The 17,891-nt window shown below is 51.5% G+C and carries 19 protein-coding genes; 8 read left to right on the top strand and 11 right to left on the bottom strand.

All coding sequences use genetic code 11. From position 1 onward, the window contains the following. Window positions 1–52 precede the first annotated feature (52 nt). The 3 genes from gntR to SK33_RS01305 all read right to left on the bottom strand — a co-directional run bounded on the left by gntR (window position 53) and on the right by SK33_RS01305 (window position 3,034). The gene (gntR, locus tag SK33_RS01315) at window positions 53–1,048 is read right to left on the bottom strand and encodes a gluconate operon transcriptional repressor GntR (protein WP_032937248.1); all 996 of its coding nucleotides are present in this window, start codon (window positions 1,046–1,048) and stop codon (window positions 53–55) included. A gap of 129 nt (window positions 1,049–1,177) precedes the next feature. After that, window positions 1,178–1,873 carry a quercetin 2,3-dioxygenase gene (gene yhhW / locus SK33_RS01310; RefSeq protein ID WP_048218790.1) on the bottom strand — a complete coding sequence of 232 codons (696 nt, stop codon included), beginning with the start codon at window positions 1,871–1,873 and terminating at the stop codon, window positions 1,178–1,180. Window positions 1,874–1,996: 123 nt separating this feature from the next. After that, on the bottom strand, window positions 1,997–3,034 hold the full coding sequence (locus tag SK33_RS01305) for an oxidoreductase (RefSeq protein WP_003837856.1): 1,038 nt from the start codon (window positions 3,032–3,034) through the stop codon (window positions 1,997–1,999). A gap of 58 nt (window positions 3,035–3,092) precedes the next feature. Between SK33_RS01305 and SK33_RS26610 the strand changes: the two genes are divergently transcribed. The 7 genes from SK33_RS26610 to SK33_RS01275 all read left to right on the top strand — a co-directional run bounded on the left by SK33_RS26610 (window position 3,093) and on the right by SK33_RS01275 (window position 9,240). Then, the gene (locus SK33_RS26610; RefSeq protein WP_261175425.1) at window positions 3,093–3,224 is read left to right on the top strand and encodes a hypothetical protein; all 132 of its coding nucleotides are present in this window, start codon (window positions 3,093–3,095) and stop codon (window positions 3,222–3,224) included. A 226-nt stretch (window positions 3,225–3,450) separates the two neighbouring features. Then, window positions 3,451–3,939 carry an N-acetyltransferase gene (gene yhhY / locus SK33_RS01300; RefSeq protein WP_003023469.1) on the top strand — a complete coding sequence of 163 codons (489 nt, stop codon included), beginning with the start codon at window positions 3,451–3,453 and terminating at the stop codon, window positions 3,937–3,939. Window positions 3,940–3,985: 46 nt separating this feature from the next. Beyond that, on the top strand, window positions 3,986–4,870 hold the full coding sequence (locus SK33_RS01295; RefSeq protein ID WP_048218791.1) for a hypothetical protein: 885 nt from the start codon (window positions 3,986–3,988) through the stop codon (window positions 4,868–4,870). Window positions 4,871–5,192: 322 nt separating this feature from the next. Continuing rightward, window positions 5,193–6,407, top strand: a complete 1,215-nt coding sequence (locus SK33_RS01290) for a PfkB family carbohydrate kinase (RefSeq protein ID WP_003023466.1) — start codon at window positions 5,193–5,195, stop codon at window positions 6,405–6,407. A 15-nt stretch (window positions 6,408–6,422) separates the two neighbouring features. Continuing rightward, on the top strand, window positions 6,423–7,184 hold the full coding sequence (locus SK33_RS01285) for a glutamine amidotransferase (RefSeq protein WP_046671270.1): 762 nt from the start codon (window positions 6,423–6,425) through the stop codon (window positions 7,182–7,184). A gap of 53 nt (window positions 7,185–7,237) precedes the next feature. Beyond that, window positions 7,238–8,209, top strand: coding sequence for a DMT family transporter (locus SK33_RS01280; RefSeq protein ID WP_003023463.1), 972 nt, complete (start codon window positions 7,238–7,240; stop codon window positions 8,207–8,209). Beyond that, window positions 8,206–9,240: a phosphotriesterase family protein gene (locus SK33_RS01275; protein ID WP_003023461.1), complete on the top strand. Its 1,035-nt coding sequence runs from the start codon at window positions 8,206–8,208 to the stop codon at window positions 9,238–9,240. Before SK33_RS01280 ends, SK33_RS01275 begins: the two co-directional genes overlap by 4 nt. Before the next feature lie 44 nt (window positions 9,241–9,284). On the opposite strand, the gene ggt is transcribed toward SK33_RS01275, so the two are convergent. Next, window positions 9,285–11,030, bottom strand: a complete 1,746-nt coding sequence (ggt, locus tag SK33_RS01270; protein ID WP_048218792.1) for a gamma-glutamyltransferase — start codon at window positions 11,028–11,030, stop codon at window positions 9,285–9,287. Between the two features lie 118 nt (window positions 11,031–11,148). Between ggt and SK33_RS01265 the strand changes: the two genes are divergently transcribed. Beyond that, window positions 11,149–11,589: a DUF2756 family protein gene (locus SK33_RS01265; protein WP_003023456.1), complete on the top strand. Its 441-nt coding sequence runs from the start codon at window positions 11,149–11,151 to the stop codon at window positions 11,587–11,589. Here SK33_RS01265 and ugpQ read toward each other — a convergent pair. From ugpQ to livF, 7 genes are all read right to left on the bottom strand, one after another. Then, on the bottom strand, window positions 11,586–12,329 hold the full coding sequence (ugpQ, locus tag SK33_RS01260; RefSeq protein ID WP_048218793.1) for a glycerophosphodiester phosphodiesterase: 744 nt from the start codon (window positions 12,327–12,329) through the stop codon (window positions 11,586–11,588). The genes SK33_RS01265 and ugpQ overlap by 4 nt on opposite strands. Then, window positions 12,326–13,396, bottom strand: coding sequence for a sn-glycerol-3-phosphate import ATP-binding protein UgpC (locus SK33_RS01255; protein WP_003023452.1), 1,071 nt, complete (start codon window positions 13,394–13,396; stop codon window positions 12,326–12,328). The genes ugpQ and SK33_RS01255 overlap by 4 nt, the downstream gene beginning before the upstream one ends. A gap of 2 nt (window positions 13,397–13,398) precedes the next feature. Continuing rightward, window positions 13,399–14,244 (bottom strand): sn-glycerol-3-phosphate ABC transporter permease UgpE, encoded by an 846-nt coding sequence (gene ugpE / locus SK33_RS01250; RefSeq protein ID WP_003023450.1) that lies wholly within the window; start codon window positions 14,242–14,244, stop codon window positions 13,399–13,401. Continuing rightward, entirely contained in the window at window positions 14,241–15,128 is an 888-nt protein-coding gene (gene ugpA / locus SK33_RS01245) for a sn-glycerol-3-phosphate ABC transporter permease UgpA (protein WP_032937238.1), read from the bottom strand. The genes ugpE and ugpA overlap by 4 nt, the downstream gene beginning before the upstream one ends. Window positions 15,129–15,228: 100 nt before the next feature. Beyond that, the gene (gene ugpB, locus SK33_RS01240) at window positions 15,229–16,545 is read right to left on the bottom strand and encodes a sn-glycerol-3-phosphate ABC transporter substrate-binding protein UgpB (RefSeq protein WP_003023445.1); all 1,317 of its coding nucleotides are present in this window, start codon (window positions 16,543–16,545) and stop codon (window positions 15,229–15,231) included. Window positions 16,546–16,791: 246 nt separating this feature from the next. Continuing rightward, window positions 16,792–17,073 carry a hypothetical protein gene (locus SK33_RS01235; protein WP_003023442.1) on the bottom strand — a complete coding sequence of 94 codons (282 nt, stop codon included), beginning with the start codon at window positions 17,071–17,073 and terminating at the stop codon, window positions 16,792–16,794. A 102-nt stretch (window positions 17,074–17,175) separates the two neighbouring features. Continuing rightward, a complete protein-coding gene (gene livF, locus SK33_RS01230) occupies window positions 17,176–17,889 on the bottom strand; it encodes a high-affinity branched-chain amino acid ABC transporter ATP-binding protein LivF (RefSeq protein WP_003827581.1) in 714 nt (237 codons plus the stop codon). Between the last annotated feature and the right edge of the window lie 2 nt (window positions 17,890–17,891).

The raw sequence follows: 17,891 nt of genomic DNA, 5'->3' as shown, positions 1-17,891 counted from the left end.
TATCCATTCGTGCTCGAAGTGTATAAGTGTGAGCTACTTCAAACTTGTTGGCTTAAATAGATCCGCCCGGTGACAAGGTGAAACCTAAATCTAACATTTTAGGTGTGACTGCTTCACCACGGATGCGCGCCAGCAGGCGTTCAGCACCAATGCTGCCCATGCGTTCACGCGGCGTGAGCACGCTCGCCAGACGCGGCTCCATCACCTGTCCGATGTCGTGACCGTGGAATCCGGCAATCGCCATGTCATCCGGGATTTTTAGCCCTAAACGCTGGCATTCGAAGGCCGCCCCTACCGCCAGGTCATCGTTGGTACAGAAAATGCCGTCGAGCTGCGGGTATTCGCGTCGCGCCTGACGGATGAGTTCAATACCGGAGGAGTAGGAAGAAGACTGTTCCATCATCACGCTGTACGGCACCAGGTTGGCATCGCGCATTGCCTGCTCGTAGCCCCTCTGTTTGATGATAGTACGTTCATCAAGACGTGCGCCAAGATAGGCAACATGACGGTGCCCTCTGGCGATGATAGCGGCAGTCATCTGGCGCGCGGCTTCGAAGTTGTCGAAACCGACGGCGATATCCAGACACGGGGACTGGCTGTCCATCAGCTCAACCACCGGGATACCGGCGACCTCAATCATTTTCAGCGTACGAGGCGTATGGCTACGTTCGGTGAGGATCAGGCCATCGATATTCCACGACAGCATCGATTCCAGGCGCTCTTGTTCCATCTCTGGCTTATAGCCGTAGTGCGCAAGCATAGTTTGATAACCATGGGCGTCGGTGACGGCCTCAATGCCGCGTAACACTTCAGCAAAAACCTGGTTAGTGAGAGACGGTAACAACACGCCGATAGCGCGGCTGGTGGCGTTAGAAAGGATATCAGGAGCGCGATTGGGAATATAACCCAGCTCATCAAGTGCAGCGGCAATTTTGCCCCGCAGCGCCACGGAGACCTGCTCCGGGTTACGCAAAAAGCGACTGACCGTCATTTTAGTCACGCCCACGCGGTCGGCTACATCCTGAAGTACGGGTCTTTTCTTTTTCATCGTCCTGAAGCGTTAAAAAGGGATAGATTCCCCCAGTTTACCACGGACGCATGGAATTAATGACAAACGATGAAAAGCCGGATGTCGACGCTTTCGCGTCTTATCCGGCCTACATCAGGTTCCAGCACGTTATACAGGTGGCAAGTCAAACAGCAATACTTCGCTGTCGCTGTCGGCATGAATAGAAATTGCCTGTTCATTCCAGATTGCCAGACCGTCGCTGGTGGTCGCTTTGGTTCCGTTAATGGTGACGTTGCCTTTAACGACCTGGATCCAGACGCGACGTTCAGCGGCAATCTGATGTACCGACTGCTCATCTTTGACCAGCGCCCAACGGTACAGCTCCATATCCTGGTACACTTTCAGTGAGCCATCGCGGGCATCAGGCGACAGCACCAGTTGTTTACCCTGAGCGGCATCGAAACGGCGCTGTTCATAGCGCGGCGTAATACCGTTTTCCTGCGGCATGATCCAGATCTGATACAGATGCAGCTTCTCAGTATTACTCGGGTTGTACTCCGAGTGACGGATCCCCGTCCCGGCGCTCATAATCTGGAACTCACCGGCAGGAACCTGCTCTTTGTTGCCCATGCTGTCCTGATGTTCTACTGCGCCTTCCAGCACGTAGGTCAGGATTTCCATGTCTTTATGGGGGTGAGTGCCAAAGCCCTGGCCTGCGTCAATCACGTCATCGTTAATCACGCGCAGTGCCGAGAACCCCATAAAGTTCGGGTCATAGTAGTTGGCAAAAGAGAAGGTATGCCAGGAATCGAGCCAGCCATGATTCGCATGACCGCGGTCGTTAGCTTTGCGTAAATAGATCATTGTGTTCACCCCCAGATGTTTTCGATGGAGTAAGTGTGGACTCAATCCGCCTGGGATCATAGAGGGTGAAAATTGACTCCTCTGTTCAAAAAATATGAATAAACCCAGAGGAGTCTGTGCAGGCTATTTGGCGAGGGTTATCGTCGCCGGAGATGCCTGTTCGAAGGCGCGTTCGAGGATCTCCAGGTTGGTTAGAACTTCAGATTCCTTGACGTAATTAGGCGTACCGGCGGTCAGCGTCTGGTACAGCGCATCATAGACGCGACCGTAATCCCCCACCTCCGGCTTCACCTCTTCTTTTACTGTGATGCCGTCATCGTTGACATACTCCAGCATTCCGATGGAATCATCAGCAGCGAAACCTGGCTCACCCGGCATGATATTGGCCTTCAGACTGGTTTCCTGCTGGTCGATGCCGTACTTCACAAACGAGCCTTTGGTGCCATGAACGATAAACTTCGGATAGTCGATTTTTACCAGGTGGCTGGTTTTGACGATAGCCTTCAGGTCGCCGTAAAACAGCTGCGCTTCAAAGGTATCGTCCGGGTTCGCTTTATTACGCAGGCTGCGGATGTCATAGGCCACATGATCGGGGCGTCCGAACAACGAGATAATCTGATCCATGGTGTGTACGCCCAGGCCATAAAATGCGCCGTCCTGCGGCAGTCCCGGCTTAGTTTCCGCCTCGGGACGGTAGTAATCGAAATGGCTTTCAACCTCAACAATTTCGCCGAGCTTGCCGCTCTCAATCGCCTTTTTGGCGGTAAGGAAGCAGGAATCAAAACGACGATTCTGATACGGCGTAACGGTCAGCCCTTTGCTTTGCGCCAGTTCGAACAGCACTTTTGCTTCTGCCAGCGTCGGCGTGAACGGTTTCTCAACCAGCACGTTTTTACCCGCCTCCAGCGCACGTTTGGCGTAGTCAAAATGGCTGTCAGCATGGGTACAAACGATCACTAACTTCACCTGCGGATCGTTTAAGATCTCGTCGAGGTCGCTGGTGAAGTGAATATGTGAATACTGCGGCGCCTGCTCTTCCGGCCTGGCGTTACGGCGGAAAATGTGCGCGACATGCCAGCTATTTTTGCGGTTGAGGACGTACGGCAAATGGTAGCGAGTGGTACTTTTACCAAAACCAATAAATGCGCAGTGTAAAGTCATGAGACAGTCCTTTTGAAGGTGATTGTCTACACCATAGCGCAAAGCGGCTGGAGACTGAATGTTGGATTCTTTGCCGGATGCGGCGTTGCCTTATCCGGCCTACAAAACCCAGGCCTCAGCCGTAGGCCGGATAAGCGCAAGCGCCATCCGGCATCATCCCGGGGACAAAATGACAAGTAAGCCAGGCTGAAACAAAACCCCAAAAAAAAAGCCAGCAAAAGCTGGCTAAAGTAATACTGGAAGCAATGTGAGCAATGTCGTGCTTTCAGGTTCTCCGTAGGGGTTCCCCTGAACGCAGAGCAATAATAATCATTCTCATTCGCACTTGTCTACTTCTTTTTGCAAAAAAATGCAGTTGACGGAATTTTCTTTCTCAGCGAGGGTAAAGACTCAATTAACCCTGAAGGAGATAAGGAATGAGTGAGATAGTGATACGCCACGCTGAACCGAAAGATTACGACGCAATTCGTCAGATCCATGCCCAGCCAGAGGTGTATCACAACACGCTACAGGTTCCTCATCCTTCCATGGAGATGTGGCAAGAGCGACTAACCGAACGGGTCGGAATCAAACAACTGGTCGCGTGCATTGATGATATCGTCGTCGGACATCTCTGTATTGAGGTCGCGCAGCGCCCGCGCCGCAGCCACGTGGCCGATTTTGGTATCTGCGTTGATGCCCGCTGGCAGAATCGCGGCGTTGCCAGCGCGCTTCTCCGTACGATGATCGACATGTGCGACAACTGGCTGCGCGTCGACCGTATCGAGTTAACGGTGTTTGTTGATAACGAACCTGCTGTTGCGGTCTATAAAAAGCATGGCTTTGAGATCGAAGGGACAGGTAAGAAATACGGCCTGCGCAACGGCGAGTACGTGGATGCGTATTTTATGGCACGCGTGAAATAAATTTAAGGGCGAGTCTTATCGCCCTGTTTATTGAAAGGACGCAATAGTGAAAAAGTTTGTTCCCCTGGTTTTACTGGCCTCGCTCTCCCCAGCTTTTGCCACTACCGTACAAAATCTCGATGCCGTACCCGGCGTTATTCAACATACTGAAGGTAAACAGATTTTTGCTGAGCAAATGGCAGGGGCAACACCTGCGAAAGGATTTGGTGAACTTCCACAGGGATTATCAGAGAACCAGTGGATTGGCTGGGTTGCGCCGAACGAAAATCCTAATAATCTGATCCTCACCGGCGCCAAAGCATGGGGAAAAGAGGGTAAATATATTGGCATTGCCTGTTTTGCTGACAATCAGGCCGATGCCGGGCAGGCAAAAAAGTACGCGGATAACACCTGTCCGGAAAACTACAACAACGGACGCGCCAATAAATTATATCTCGGCGTTTTCTCCTGGCAGAACCAACAGCTACAACCGATTGCCCGCTTGGAAAAACCATTAAACCAGATCTCAGCGTGGAATAAAGCTGCCGAGAAAGGGAGCGATGATGAGTCCGTCAGACCGCTGGCTTATTATACAAAATTGGATCTGGCACCGTACCGGATCGCTCCCGATACTCTGGCGTTCGGGGTGCGCGGTGGCTACTCCGATGCCTACTCCGGCGGCGGGGCGTTTTATGAAGTGCTGGAACTCTACACCATCAAAGACAGCAAGATAATCAACGTGTTTTCTGACCTTGTTTATTACTATTCGGATATCGCCGGAGACTGGAATAAAGACGGCACAAGACAGCACGACATCAGCGAGAGTAAGTACATCCTGAAATTGCGGTCGGCAAAGACGCAGGGATTTTATGATTTAGAGGTCGTGAACCTGCAGGATAAAAGCAGCCAAATATTTCACTGGTCTGAATCACTGCAACAGTATGTTCCTTAAGGAACTAATAAGACCTGCAACGTTCAGAAGGCTGTAGGTCATTATCCTTAATTTCCCCGTCGTTACATCCAAAAGCGGAATTGCCATCCAATCCTGGCATAAAGTTGTTGATTGCAGTCCATCGCCTCCGCCGTCATCTTCAGGCGTAACAACCACCTGAATCATATGGTTATTTTACTTACTATCTTCATCGCTATTTATCTTAACTTTAATAATATTAATATTACATTTTTGTTTTTTTTTGGTTTCTGCCATCACTTTATGGTGACAATCACAACAATATACTTCCCCTGGGACTAACTTAACCACGGTGAGGTAAAAAATGAAATTTGAACGCCATCATAGAATATTGAAAGAAATCAGTATTTCGGGAGTTGTAAAAGTTTCAAATCTGGCGAAAAGTCTCAAGGTAACAAAGGAAACTATTCGCTCAGATCTCAATGAGCTTGCCGGACAGGGATATCTCACTCGCTGTCATGGTGGTGCATTTATTACCCTTGACTCTCTTGATAACGTTGCAAAAAACGAAATTGCTTATGTGCTGGAAAAATATGAATCAGCGCAGAAAATAAAAAAAGGTCTCTCTGCCATGAAGAATAATGTATGTGTTATTGGCTCGTTCAATGTTGATATTATCAGTTACCTACCGAGGCTCCCCTCGACAGGCGAATCATTACTTGCCGATAAATTTATTTTTTCGCCCGGAGGTAAAGGATGCAATCAGGCATTAGCTGCAAGCTATGCCGATTCTGATGTGCATTTTATTACTAAAGTAGGGTCAGACCATTTCAGTGATTACGCCATTAATTTTATAAACTCATCAAAAATCCATAAAAGCGTTATCTATCAGACCAAAGAAACACAAACAGGTACAGCTACTATTATGGTGAATGGAGATACCGGGGATAACGTCATCGCTATCTACCCCGGTGCTAACATGACAATTTCCCCTGATGAAATCACCATACAAAAAGAAGCCATCGTTCATTCAGATATTGTTCTCGTACAACTGGAGACAAATTACGAAGCGCTTCACCAAACCATTCGTCTCGCACAGAAAAATGATATCCCTGTCATTATAAATCCAGCACCATACAATGAAATGGTCAATACTATTATTGATAATATTGATTATATCACGCCAAATGAAACCGAAGCGGGTCTGTTGGCAAACATGTCCGTCAATGATATTGAGTCGGCAAAAAGTGCGGCAAAGATTATTCATCAGAAAGGCGTCAAAAATACCATTATCACCCTAGGGAGCAAAGGCTCCCTCGCTTATGACGGAACACAATTCATCTATTCTCCGGCATTCCCGGCAGTTGTAAAAAATACCGCAGGAGCGGGTGATGCCTTCAATGGTGCACTCGCATCTGGCCTTGCTAAAGGAAAATCACTGGCATCTGCATTGTGCTACGCCAGTGCATTCGCCTCGCTTGCTGTTGAAACACCCAATGCCTCTGACATGCCAGAAAACGAATCCGTTCTTCATCGCATTCAAGGTTCGCATTACAAACAAACTATCTCGACTCACTAAATCAAGGAGCAGACTATGAATAATACACAGAAAAAACTAAAGGTGCTCTTTATTGGAGAATCCTGGCATATTCACATGATCCATTCAAAAGGCTATGACAGTTTTACCTCCAGTAAATATGAAGAGGGTGCCACATGGTTACTGGAATGCTTAAAGAAAGGCGGAGTAGAAGTTGATTACATGCCTGCTCACACCGTGCAAATCGCATTTCCAGAAAGCATTGATGACCTAAACCGTTACGATGTCATTGTCATTAGCGATATCGGCAGCAATACGTTCCTGTTGCAAAACGAGACGTTCTATCAGCTAAAAATAAAGCCCAATGCTCTGGAATCAATTAAAGAGTATGTCAAAAATGGTGGTGGACTGCTCATGATTGGCGGCTATCTGTCATTTATGGGTATTGAGGCAAAAGCTAATTACAAGAACACCATTCTTGCCGAGGTTTTGCCAGTTATTATGCTTGACGGCGATGACCGGGTAGAAAAACCAGAAGGTATCTACGCTGAGGCTATTTCCCCTGAACATCCTGTCGTTAACGGATTCACCGACTACCCGGCATTTCTTGGATATAACCAGGTTGTCTCCAGAGAAGATGCCGATGTTGTCTTAACAATAAATAATGACCCGCTGTTAGTGTTTGGTGAATACCAACAGGGTAAAACCGCCTGCTTCATGAGCGACTGTTCGCCGCACTGGGGAACACAGCAATTTATGTCCTGGTCGTTTTATACCGACCTGTGGGTTAACACGCTTCAATTCATCGCCAGAAAATAAAAAACAATGGAGTAACGAAAGTTACTCCTTTTATAAAATATAAGGATTGATGTATGAACAAGAATAAGTACTCAACCCCCTTACTGATGCTTGCAACTATCTTAGCCGGTATGCTTTCCCCTATGCAGTCTGCCGTTAATGGGCAATTGGGACACTGGTTGCAGGATGGAAATGCTTGCGCAGTAATCTCGTTCGCCAGTGGTCTGGTCGTCATGTTTTTTATTATTATTGCGCGCAAAGAAACACGCCAGCAATTCGCGTCGATCCCAGCTCTGATAAAAACGCGGAAAATCCCTTTGTGGAATTGGTTTGCCGGATTATGTGGGGCGATGGTTGTATTTTCGGAAGGGGCATCAGCCAGCGCGTTGGGCGTTGCCACGTTTCAAACTGCATTAATTTCCGCCCTCCTCCTTTCCGGCCTGCTGTGCGACCGTTTTGGTGTCGGTGTGGACGAGAAGAAATACTTCACGCCATGGCGCGTTACTGGCGCATTGTTCGCTGTTATTGCCACGATTTTTGTCGTGTCACCACAGTGGCATTCAACCTCCTTTATCCTGCTCGCCATCCTTCCATTTTTGGCAGGATTACTCGCTGGCTGGCAGCCCGCTGGAAATGCCAAAGTTGCCGAGGCAACGGGCTCTATGCTGGTTTCCATTACCTGGAACTTCATCGTCGGCTTTTGTGTGCTGGGCGCTGCGCTGGCGATACGTGTCGCATTAGGTCATGTCACCGTCCAGTTACCCGATACGTGGTGGATGTATCTCGGTGGCCCGCTGGGTCTGCTGTCCATCGGGCTGATGGCGATTCTGGTCAGAGGCTTAGGGCTGTTGATGCTCGGTGTTGCTTCTACCGCGGGTCAATTGCTTGGCTCAGTGTTGATTGATGAACTTATCCCGTCACTGGGTAATACGGTCTATCTGGTCACGATCATTGGGACGCTGTTTGCGCTAATAGGCGCAATTGTTACCACCATCCCCGAATACAGAGCATCCAAAATGGCGCAAAAAATGGAGGTGTCAGGATGAAAGGTTTCCTGCAAACCGTGACAGGCCCAGTGGCGCACACGGATATGGGTCTGACGCTACCGCATGAGCATCTGTTTAACGATTTATCATCGGTTGTTGACGAACCGCATTATGAATTCTCACAGCAACTCGTGGGGAAAAAGGTCAGCGCTGATCTGCAGTGGGGATTGAAACATGATCCCTACTGCTGCGCCGATAACATGGACAGAAAGGAAATTGATGATGTCATCTTTGAAATCAACAACTTTATGTCACTGGGAGGCAGGACGATTGTCGACGCGACAGGTTCTGAATCTATCGGTCGAGATGTCTTGTCATTACGAGAAGTGGCATTAAAAACCGGTTTGAACATCGTAGCTTCATCAGGACCTTATCTGGAGAAGTTTGAAAGTGCCAGGATCCACAAACCTGTCGAGTTGTTAGCCTCACTTATTGATAAGGAACTGAATCAGGGGATAGGCGAGACGGATATTCGCGCCGGCATGATAGGTGAAATTGGCGTATCACCCGCTTTTACGCAGGCGGAACGCAACAGTCTGCGAGCGGCTTCTCTGGCACAACGTAATAATCCTCATACTGCGATGAATATCCATATGCCAGGGTGGCTGCGGCTGGGTGATGAGGTGCTGGATATTGTCCTTGAAGAGATGAACGTCTCTCCGGCAAAAGTCTCGCTGGCGCATTCAGATCCTTCGGGAAAAGATGTTGCCTATCAACGAAAAATGCTCGATCGCGGCGTATGGCTTGAATTTGACATGATTGGCCTGGACATCACTTTCCCAAAAGAAGGTATCGCCCCAGGCGTTCAGGAAACCGCAGATGCGGTAGCACATCTGATTGAATTGGGTTACGCCGATCAGATAGTTTTAAGCCATGATGTTTTTCTCAAACAGATGTGGGCAAAAAATGGGGGGAACGGTTGGGGATTTGTCCCGAATGTTTTCCTCGCCTATCTGGCCGCCCGTGGAGTAGACAACGATACTCTACGCAGGCTCTGTATTGATAACCCAGCGCGGTTGCTCACGGCATAGCCAACAAAACGCCCGGTGCCTGACACCGGGCTATTAATCAAAAATCAGTATCCCGCCGTTAAATCATCCACGGAACGCGGGTCAGATGCGCCATACAGTGCACCATCCGGTCCTACCATAATGCTCTGCGTGCTGCCCATCGCTTCCTTCAGCGCGACTTTCTGCCCTTTCTGCTCCAGCAGCTTAATGGTGTCCGGGCTAAACCCTTTCTCAACGCGCAGTTCATCGGGCAACCACTGATGATGGAAGCGCGGCGCGTTGGTCGCTTCGGCGACGTTCATTCCAAAATCAATGCTGTTGACTACCATTTGCAGCACGGTAGTGATGATTCGGCTCCCGCCAGGGCTGCCGGTAACCAGCCAGGTTTTCCCGTCTTTTACCACGATAGTCGGCGACATTGATGACAGCGGACGCTTCTTCGGCCCAACCGCGTTGGCATCGCCGCCCACCAGCCCATAAACGTTCGGCACGCCCGGCTTGGCGGAGAAATCGTCCATTTCGTTATTAAGCAGAATGCCGGTGTTACCCGCCACAATGCCGGTGCCGAAGGTGGTGTTCAGGGTATACGTCACCGCCACGGCATTACCGTCTTTATCCACCACCGAGAAATGGGTGGTCTGATTGCTTTCATACGGCGCGAGCTTGCCAGGTTTGATCTGGCTGGAAGGCTTAGCCTTGTTGATATCAATTTGATCGGCAAGCGATTTGGCATAGGCTTTGTTGGTCAGCGCCTGCCACGGTACTTTCACAAAATCCGGGTCGCCCAGATACTCCGAGCGGTCGGCGTAGGCATATTTCTCCGCTTCAGCCATTACCTGCATGGCATCAGCGCTGCCAAACCCGTACTTCTTCATATCGAAGTTTTCGAGAATATTGAGGATCTGCACAATGTGAATACCGCCAGAGGACGGCGGTGGCATGGAGAAGACCTGATATCCGCGATAGTCGCCGCTAATCGGCGTACGCTCCACGGCTTTATAGCTGGCTAAATCCTCTTTGGTCATCAACCCGCCGTTTTTCTGCATTTCCTCCGCAATCTGATCGGCAATTGCCCCTTTATAAAACGCATCCGGACCGTTCTCGGCAATCATCTCCAGGCTTTTCGCTAGGTTCGTTTGCACCAGCTTGTCACCCTTTTTCAGCGGCTCGCCGTCTTTCCAGAAAATGGCTTTGCTGTTCTCGTGATTAGGGAGCACTTCGCTGCCATAGGTTTTCAGATCGTCAGCCAGCGCGTCGTTAACCACAAAGCCTTCTTCCGCTAGCTTCATTGCTGGGCGCACGACTTTGTTCAGCGGCATCGTGCCGTATTTCTCCAGCGCCAGCGAGAAACCCGCCACGGTACCCGGCGTACCGGATGCCAGATGCGACGTTAGTGACTTTTTCGCATCGGCGTTGCCCTGTTCATCAAGGAACATATCACGGGTCGCGCCAGCGGGAGCCATTTCACGAAAATCGATCGCCGTGGTGTTACCGTCTTTGGTACGCAGCAGCATAAACCCGCCGCCGCCCAGATTGCCCGCCTGCGGATGCGTCACCGCCAGCGCGTAGCCAACGGCTACAGCGGCATCAACGGCATTCCCGCCCTGTTTCAGAATATCCACCCCAACCTGGGTGGCTAAAGCATCTACGGAAGCCACCATCCCCTGTTGCGCGCGAACGGGATGGAACACATCTTCCTCGACACCGTAGGATACCGGCGGTGGCGCAGCCGGCGCGGCAGCAACGCTAAAACAACTTCCTGAGAGCAGAGCAGCAATGGCTACCCGGCGTAAAAACGTCGGTTTTATCATCGTTATTCTCCAGATGTACGGGGGTCTGCCCCCACTAAGCCTGGTGCATAACTCTGAAATAATCATCGTAACGGCGAGAAAGGAGTAAACTTAAATGATCCCCGAGAGGAGAAAAGCGATGAAACGACTCTTACTTTTAGCCATGCTCTTGCCGTTTGCAGGCTTTGCACAGCCCATCAACACCATGAATAACCCGAATCAACCCGGTTATCAGATCCCGAGCCAGCAGCGTATGCAAACCCAAATGCAATCACAGCAGATTCAGCAGAAAGGGATGCTCAACCAGCAGTTGCAAACGCAGACGCGCATGCAGCAACAGCATATGGAAAACCAAATCAACACGAACACCCAGCGCGTGCTGCAGTCTCAGCCGGGCGAGTTGAATCCTGGACAGCAGCAAATGCTGCCTAACAGTAACGGTGGGATGTTGAGTGGAACCCGTAATCCGGACAGCTCGCTCAATAAGCAACATATGCTGTCGGAGAAAAAGAACGGCGACATGCTGAAGCCCTCCAGCACGCCGCAGCCTAACGTTCCGTTAAAAACGATTGGGCCTTAACAGGGTTGGAAATCCGGACCAATCGTATCAATGGCATCGGTACAGATGCAGTCCACCCCCCAGCGCAGCAGTTCCGCCGCGCGCTGGGGTCGGTTGACGGTATACACCAGAATACGTAGCCCCGCATCGCGCAGCACATCCACGCGCGCCTCATCCAGCAGCTTATGATTAAGATGAATAGAGACGCAGCCAAGCCGCGTGGTCAGCTCACGCCAGTCCTCGCGCCATTCATCCAGCAGCAAACCTCTCGGCAGTTCAGGCACCGCCTGCTGCGCCGCTTCTAGCGCATCAATTTCAAAGGATGACAACAGTGGTGGCGTCATTCCCGCCCACAATTCACGCGCGGCCAGCGCCACGACCTTCCCGGTGAGCGCCCCCGTCCCGGTGGTGGGTTTGATCTCAATATTTGCCATCATGCCGTGCTGGCGACAGCGCTCAGCAACTTGCGAGAGCAGCGGCAACGGTTCGCCTTTAAACTCACCGCTAAACCAGCCGCCGGCGTCCACGCGCAATAGATCCTGCCAGTTCAATTCGCCAGCCACGCCCCAGCCGTTGCTGGTGCGTTCCAGGTTGTCGTCATGCAGTAAGAAGATCTCACCGTCTTTCGACAATTTAGCGTCAAACTCAATCATGGTATGCCCGTATCGCGCCCCCACGTCGATCGCCGCCAGGGTATTTTCCGGGGCTAACTTACCGCCGCCGCGATGGGCGACAATATGGGGGTAAGGCCAGTTATTCATACGCGTTGTCCTGTTTCGCCATCAAAAAGATGCAGATGATGTTCTGGCAGATGCAGCCACAGCGTACTGCCTGCCGTCGGGCGATGCTGATGCGCCAACCGCACCACCAGCTTTTGCTCACCCCAACGTCCATGTGCCAGATTATCCGCACCCAGCATTTCCAGCGTGTCGACGACCAGCGGCACGCCGCCTTCGGCCTGCGAGCTTAGCGCAATATGCTCCGGGCGGATACCCAGCGTCATGTTACGCCCAATACACTCCCTGGCGCTTCTGCCAATGGGCAACGTCATGCCGCCCTCCAACTCAAAATGGGTACCCGTAGCGCTGATGCGCCCATCGAGCAGATTCATCGCCGGGCTGCCGATAAAGCTCGCCACAAAGCGGCTGGCGGGTTTTTCATACACCTCAACTGGGGTACCGATTTGCTCGGCAATACCTTTGTTCATTACCATTACCCGTTGGGCGAGGGTCATCGCTTCAACCTGATCGTGCGTCACGTACAGCGAGGTGGTTTTCAGTCGGCGATGCAAATGTTGTAACTCCAGACGCATCTGTACGCGCAGCTTGGCATCAAGGTTAGAAAGCGGCTCATCGAACAGGAATACCGCCGGGTCACGTACAATCGCTCGTCCCATCGCTACACGCTGGCGCTGGCCGCCGGAAAGTTCGCGCGGACGACGTTTGAGCAGCTCACCTAGCTCGAGAATACGCGCCGCCTCATTTACCCGCTCAGCAATGTGTTCCTTGCCCATCCCGCGGATTTTCAGCCCCCAGGCCATGTTTTCTTCCACGCTCATATGCGGGTAGAGAGCATAGTTTTGAAAGACCATCGCAATGCCGCGATCCTTCGGCTCCATCTCGGTGACGCGTTTATTATCAATCCAGATATCGCCGCCGCTTACCCGTTCAAGCCCGGCCACCATCCGCAGCAGCGTAGACTTACCGCAACCGGATGGTCCAACCATCACAATAAATTCCCCGTCCGCGACGTCCAGCGTCAGCGGTTTAATCACCTGGGTTTTACCGTCCCAGCTTTTGGTTACTGCCTGTAGTTTTAAACCAGCCATTTTTATTTCTCACTGTCCACTAAACCACGCACAAACGCGCGCTGCATGGCTAACACGATGATTACCGGAGGGATGAGCGTCAGCAGCATGGCGGCCATTACCTGGTTCCACTGCGTGGTGCCTTCACCGGTGGCAATCATGCCTTTGATACCCGCCACCGCAGTGCCCAAATTGACGTCGGTAATAATTAACAACGGCCACAGATACTGGTTCCAGCCGTAGATAAAGGTAATAACGAACAGCGCCGCCAGATTGGTTTTTGACAGCGGTAGTACGATATCGCGGAAAAAACGCATTGGTGACGCGCCGTCAATACGCGCCGCCTCAACCAGTTCATCCGGCAGGGTCATAAAGAACTGACGGAACAGGAAAGTCGCTGTCGCAGATGCCATCAACGGCAGTGTCAGACCCGCATAGCTGTCGAGCATCTTCAGGTTGGCGATCACTTCTACCGTCGGGAAAATACGCACCTCAACCGGCAGCATCAGGGTGATAAAAATCATCCAGAAGAACAGGTTGCGCAGCGGAAAGCGAAACCAGACGATGGCAAATGCGGAAAGCATAGAGACAGTAATTTTCCCTACCGTAATGCTGAACGCCATGATGAAACTGTTGAGCATCATCAGCCAGAACGGCGCGCTGTTGACGCCCACGCCGTTGACCCAGATGTATTTCATGTTTTCCAGCAGCTGCGTGCCGGGAACCAGCGTCATCGGCGTCTCAAACACCGCTTTGTTGTCCAGCGTCGCCGCGACAAACGCGACGTACAACGGAAACAGGATCACCATGATCCCCATAATCAACATGGCATGGCTGAATATTGTCAGCCCACGACGGTTCTCAATCATTGGTAACGCACCTTACTTTCCACATAGCGGAACTGCACCACCGTCAAAATAATGACCAGGAACATCAGCACCACCGATTGTGCAGCGGAAGAAGCCAGATCCAGCCCGACAAAACCTTCGCGATAGATCTTATAAATCAGCGTCGTGGTCGCCTGTACCGGCCCGCCTGCAGTGGCAGCATCAATCACCGGGAAGGTGTCAAAGAAGGCATACACCAGATTCACCACCAGCAGGAAGAAGCTCACCGGGGCAATGAGCGGCAGCGCCAGTTTAAAGAAGCGGCGAACCGGCCCCGCACCGTCAATCGCGGCGGCTTCGATCAGCGAGCGAGGAATAGACTGCAGTGCGGCAAAGAAGAACAGGAAGTTGTAACTAATCTGCTTCCAGACCGACGCAAACACCACCAGGAACATTGCCTGACCGCTGTTTTGCGCATGGTTCCAGTCATAGCCAAACTCACCGAGAAAATGGGTAATCAGCCCGCGCCCTGGGTTAAACAGGAAGATCCACAATACGGCGGCAACGGCGGGCGCAACGGCGTAAGGCAACAGCATTAGCGTTTGGTAAAAACGGCTGCCGCGCACCACGTAATTCACCAACGCCGCAAAAAATAACGACACCAGCAGACCGCTTAGCGTGACTAACGTACTGAACTTAATGGTGGTCCAGAATGAGTCGAGGTAGTACGGGTCATGAAACAGCGCGACAAAGTTTTCCAGTCCGACAAACTGGCTGGAAAGACCAAACGGATCAACGGATTGTAGCGAGTACCACAGCGCTTCACCGGCAGGCCAGATAAAGAAAATAACGGTGATAACCAGCTGCGGAGCCACCAGTAAATAGGGAAGCCAGCGCGAACGGAACACCGGACGGGATGAGGACATGGAAGTTTGATTCCTGAACAGCGCCGGATGGCGCTACGCTTATCCGGCCTACGCGCATTTGTAGGCCGGGTAAGGCACAGCCGCCACCCGGCATTTCACATTACGATTTGGTCGATTGCTCAAAGCGGCGCAGTAACTGATTGCCACGCTCAACGGCGGCATCCAGCGCCTGCTGCGGGTTTTTCTTCCCGGTCCAGACGCTTTCCAGCTCTTCATCCACAATGGTACGGATCTGCGGCATGTTGCCCAGACGCAGCCCTTTGGTGAACGGCAACGGCGGCTTGTTCAGCATCTGGCGGGTGGCAATATCAGCCCCAGGGTTCTTATCATAGAAGCCCTGCTCACGGGTCAGGTCGTAGGCAGCTGTGGTGATCGGCAGATAGCCGGTCTTCTGATGCCATTCGGCAGCAATTTCAGGCTTCGCCAGGAAGTTGAGGAACTTCGCCACGCCTTCGTAGGTGGCTTTGTCTTTGCCCTGCATCACCCAAAGACTGGCCCCACCGATAATTGCGTTCTGCGGCGCGCCCTTCACATCGGCATCGTACGGCATCATTCCGACGCCATAGTTGAATTTCGCGTAATGGCGGATATCAGCCAGCGAACCGGAAGAGGCGGTGGTAATGGCACAATCCCCGTTATAGAACTTCTCAGTGGATTCGTCCTTACGCCCGAAGTAGCTGAAATCGCCTTTTTTGTTCAGCTCTTCCAGCAGAGCGATATGTTTTACCTGTTCCGGTTTATTGAACTCCAGCACCGCGTCAGTACCGTCAAAACCGTTGTTTTTGGTAGCGACCGGCAGACCGTTCCAGGCACTGAAGTTTTCAATCTGAATCCACCCCTGCCAGCCGCTGGCGTAACCGCACTTCATGCCTGCCGCTTTCAGCTTCGCGGTGTACTCCGCCAGGTCCTGCCAGGTTTTCGGCGGCTGCTCAGGGTCTAAACCAGCTTTTTTAAAGGCATCTTTGTTGTAGTACAGCACCGGAGTGGAGCTGTTAAACGGTTGAGAAAGCAAATGTCCGCTTTTAGAGTCGGTGTAATAACCAGAAACCGTCGGTACGAACTGAGACTCATCGAAGTTGATGCCAGCCTCTTTGAATACTTCATAGACCGGTTTAATGGCTTTCGAAGCCATCATCGTTGCCGTACCCACTTCATAAACCTGTAGCAGCGCAGGCGCGTTTCCGGTACGGAAAGCGGCAATTCCTGCACTCAGGCTCTGCTCGTAGTTGCCTTTGTACTGCGGAACAATTTTGTAGTCGGGATTGGCGGCATTAAAACGTTGCGCCAGAGAATCAACTTCTTTACCCAGTTCGCCTTCCATTGAGTGCCAGAATGGGATGGTGGTGACCGCCAGTGCCTGACCTGCAAACGCCAGGCTAAGTGCCAGTCCTAAAGCTGTATGTCGTAACGATATCATCGGTTATCTCTCTTGTTGTGCCGGATGCGCGATATCACGCGTTTTATGCTCGCGGGGGTAACATGACATGCTCGAATGACAGAAAAATAACTTTTTTATTACAAAAAAAAGATAGTAAGGCGACAAACAGATGGCAAGGCGGTGAAAGCGTAGTGACAGGAAAATGCGGAGTGGTGCACAACAAAGCCGGGTAGCGGTATGCCTTACCCGGCCAGGATGGCGTTATCTGTTGCTGCAGGAGAAAGATTAATCTCTGCGCCAGCGTCGTTCGTACTCATTCTGTAAACGCTGCTGCTCTCGTCGCTCACGTTCACGTTGGATATCTGATTTATCATCTTCCCAGCCCGGGCATACCGAGCTGGTAAACACTTCGCAGGGCGAGTCGGATTGCGCTAACGGGTTGTCCGATTTCTCTTCCCAGATTGCGGGATCGCGCGGGTCAAACGCTGGCGGTGTCGAGGCCAGGGTAGTTAAAGAAAGCGTCAAAAACAAACTGCCAATCATCATGCAGGTACCTGAACGAATCATCCTTTCTCCATGTTCATTTTTTATTATTGATAACTATTCTCAATAATAACATAGCGCAATAAAAAGGGGCCACAGCGGGCCCCTTGTCTATTCAGAGAATGATTAACCACCCAGATACGCACTGCGCACCGCTTCGTTAGCCAGTAGCGCATCGCCGGTGTCTTCCAGCACCACATGACCATTTTCCAGCACGTAGCCGCGATCGGCGAGCTTCAGCGCCTGGTTAGCGTTCTGTTCGACAAGGAAGATGGTCATCCCCTGCTCGCGCAGTTGCTCAATGGTGTTAAAGATCTGCTGGATGATAATCGGCGCCAGACCCAGCGATGGTTCATCAAGCAGTAGCAGCCTCGGCTGGCTCATCAGCGCACGGCCTATCGCCAGCATCTGTTGTTCACCGCCGGACATCGTTCCTGCACGTTGAATACGACGCTCATGCAGGCGAGGAAACAGGTCATACACCCACTTGATGCGTTCCTGAAACTGGTCTTTCTCGGCAAAGAAACCGCCCATCGCCAGGTTCTCTTCCACCGTCATACGGGAAAACACGCGACGCCCTTCCGGCACAATCGCTACCGCTTCGCGCATGATTTTCGCCGTCTGCCAGTCGGTAATGTCTTTACCATCAAAGACGATTCGCCCGCTGGTCGCTCGCGGGTCACCACACAATGTGCCGAGCAGCGTGGTTTTTCCCGCGCCGTTGGCACCAATCAGAGTAACGATTTCACCCTGGTTGATATACAAGCTGACGTCATGCAGCGCCTGTATCTTGCCGTAGTGGGCGTTGACTTTGTCGAACGATAACATCGCCTTATCCATAT

The sequence above is a fragment of the Citrobacter sp. MGH103 genome, from assembly GCF_001034475.2.
GTDB classification, from domain to species: domain Bacteria; phylum Pseudomonadota; class Gammaproteobacteria; order Enterobacterales; family Enterobacteriaceae; genus Citrobacter; species Citrobacter freundii.
This window is presented reverse-complemented; position numbering and strand designations above follow the sequence as displayed.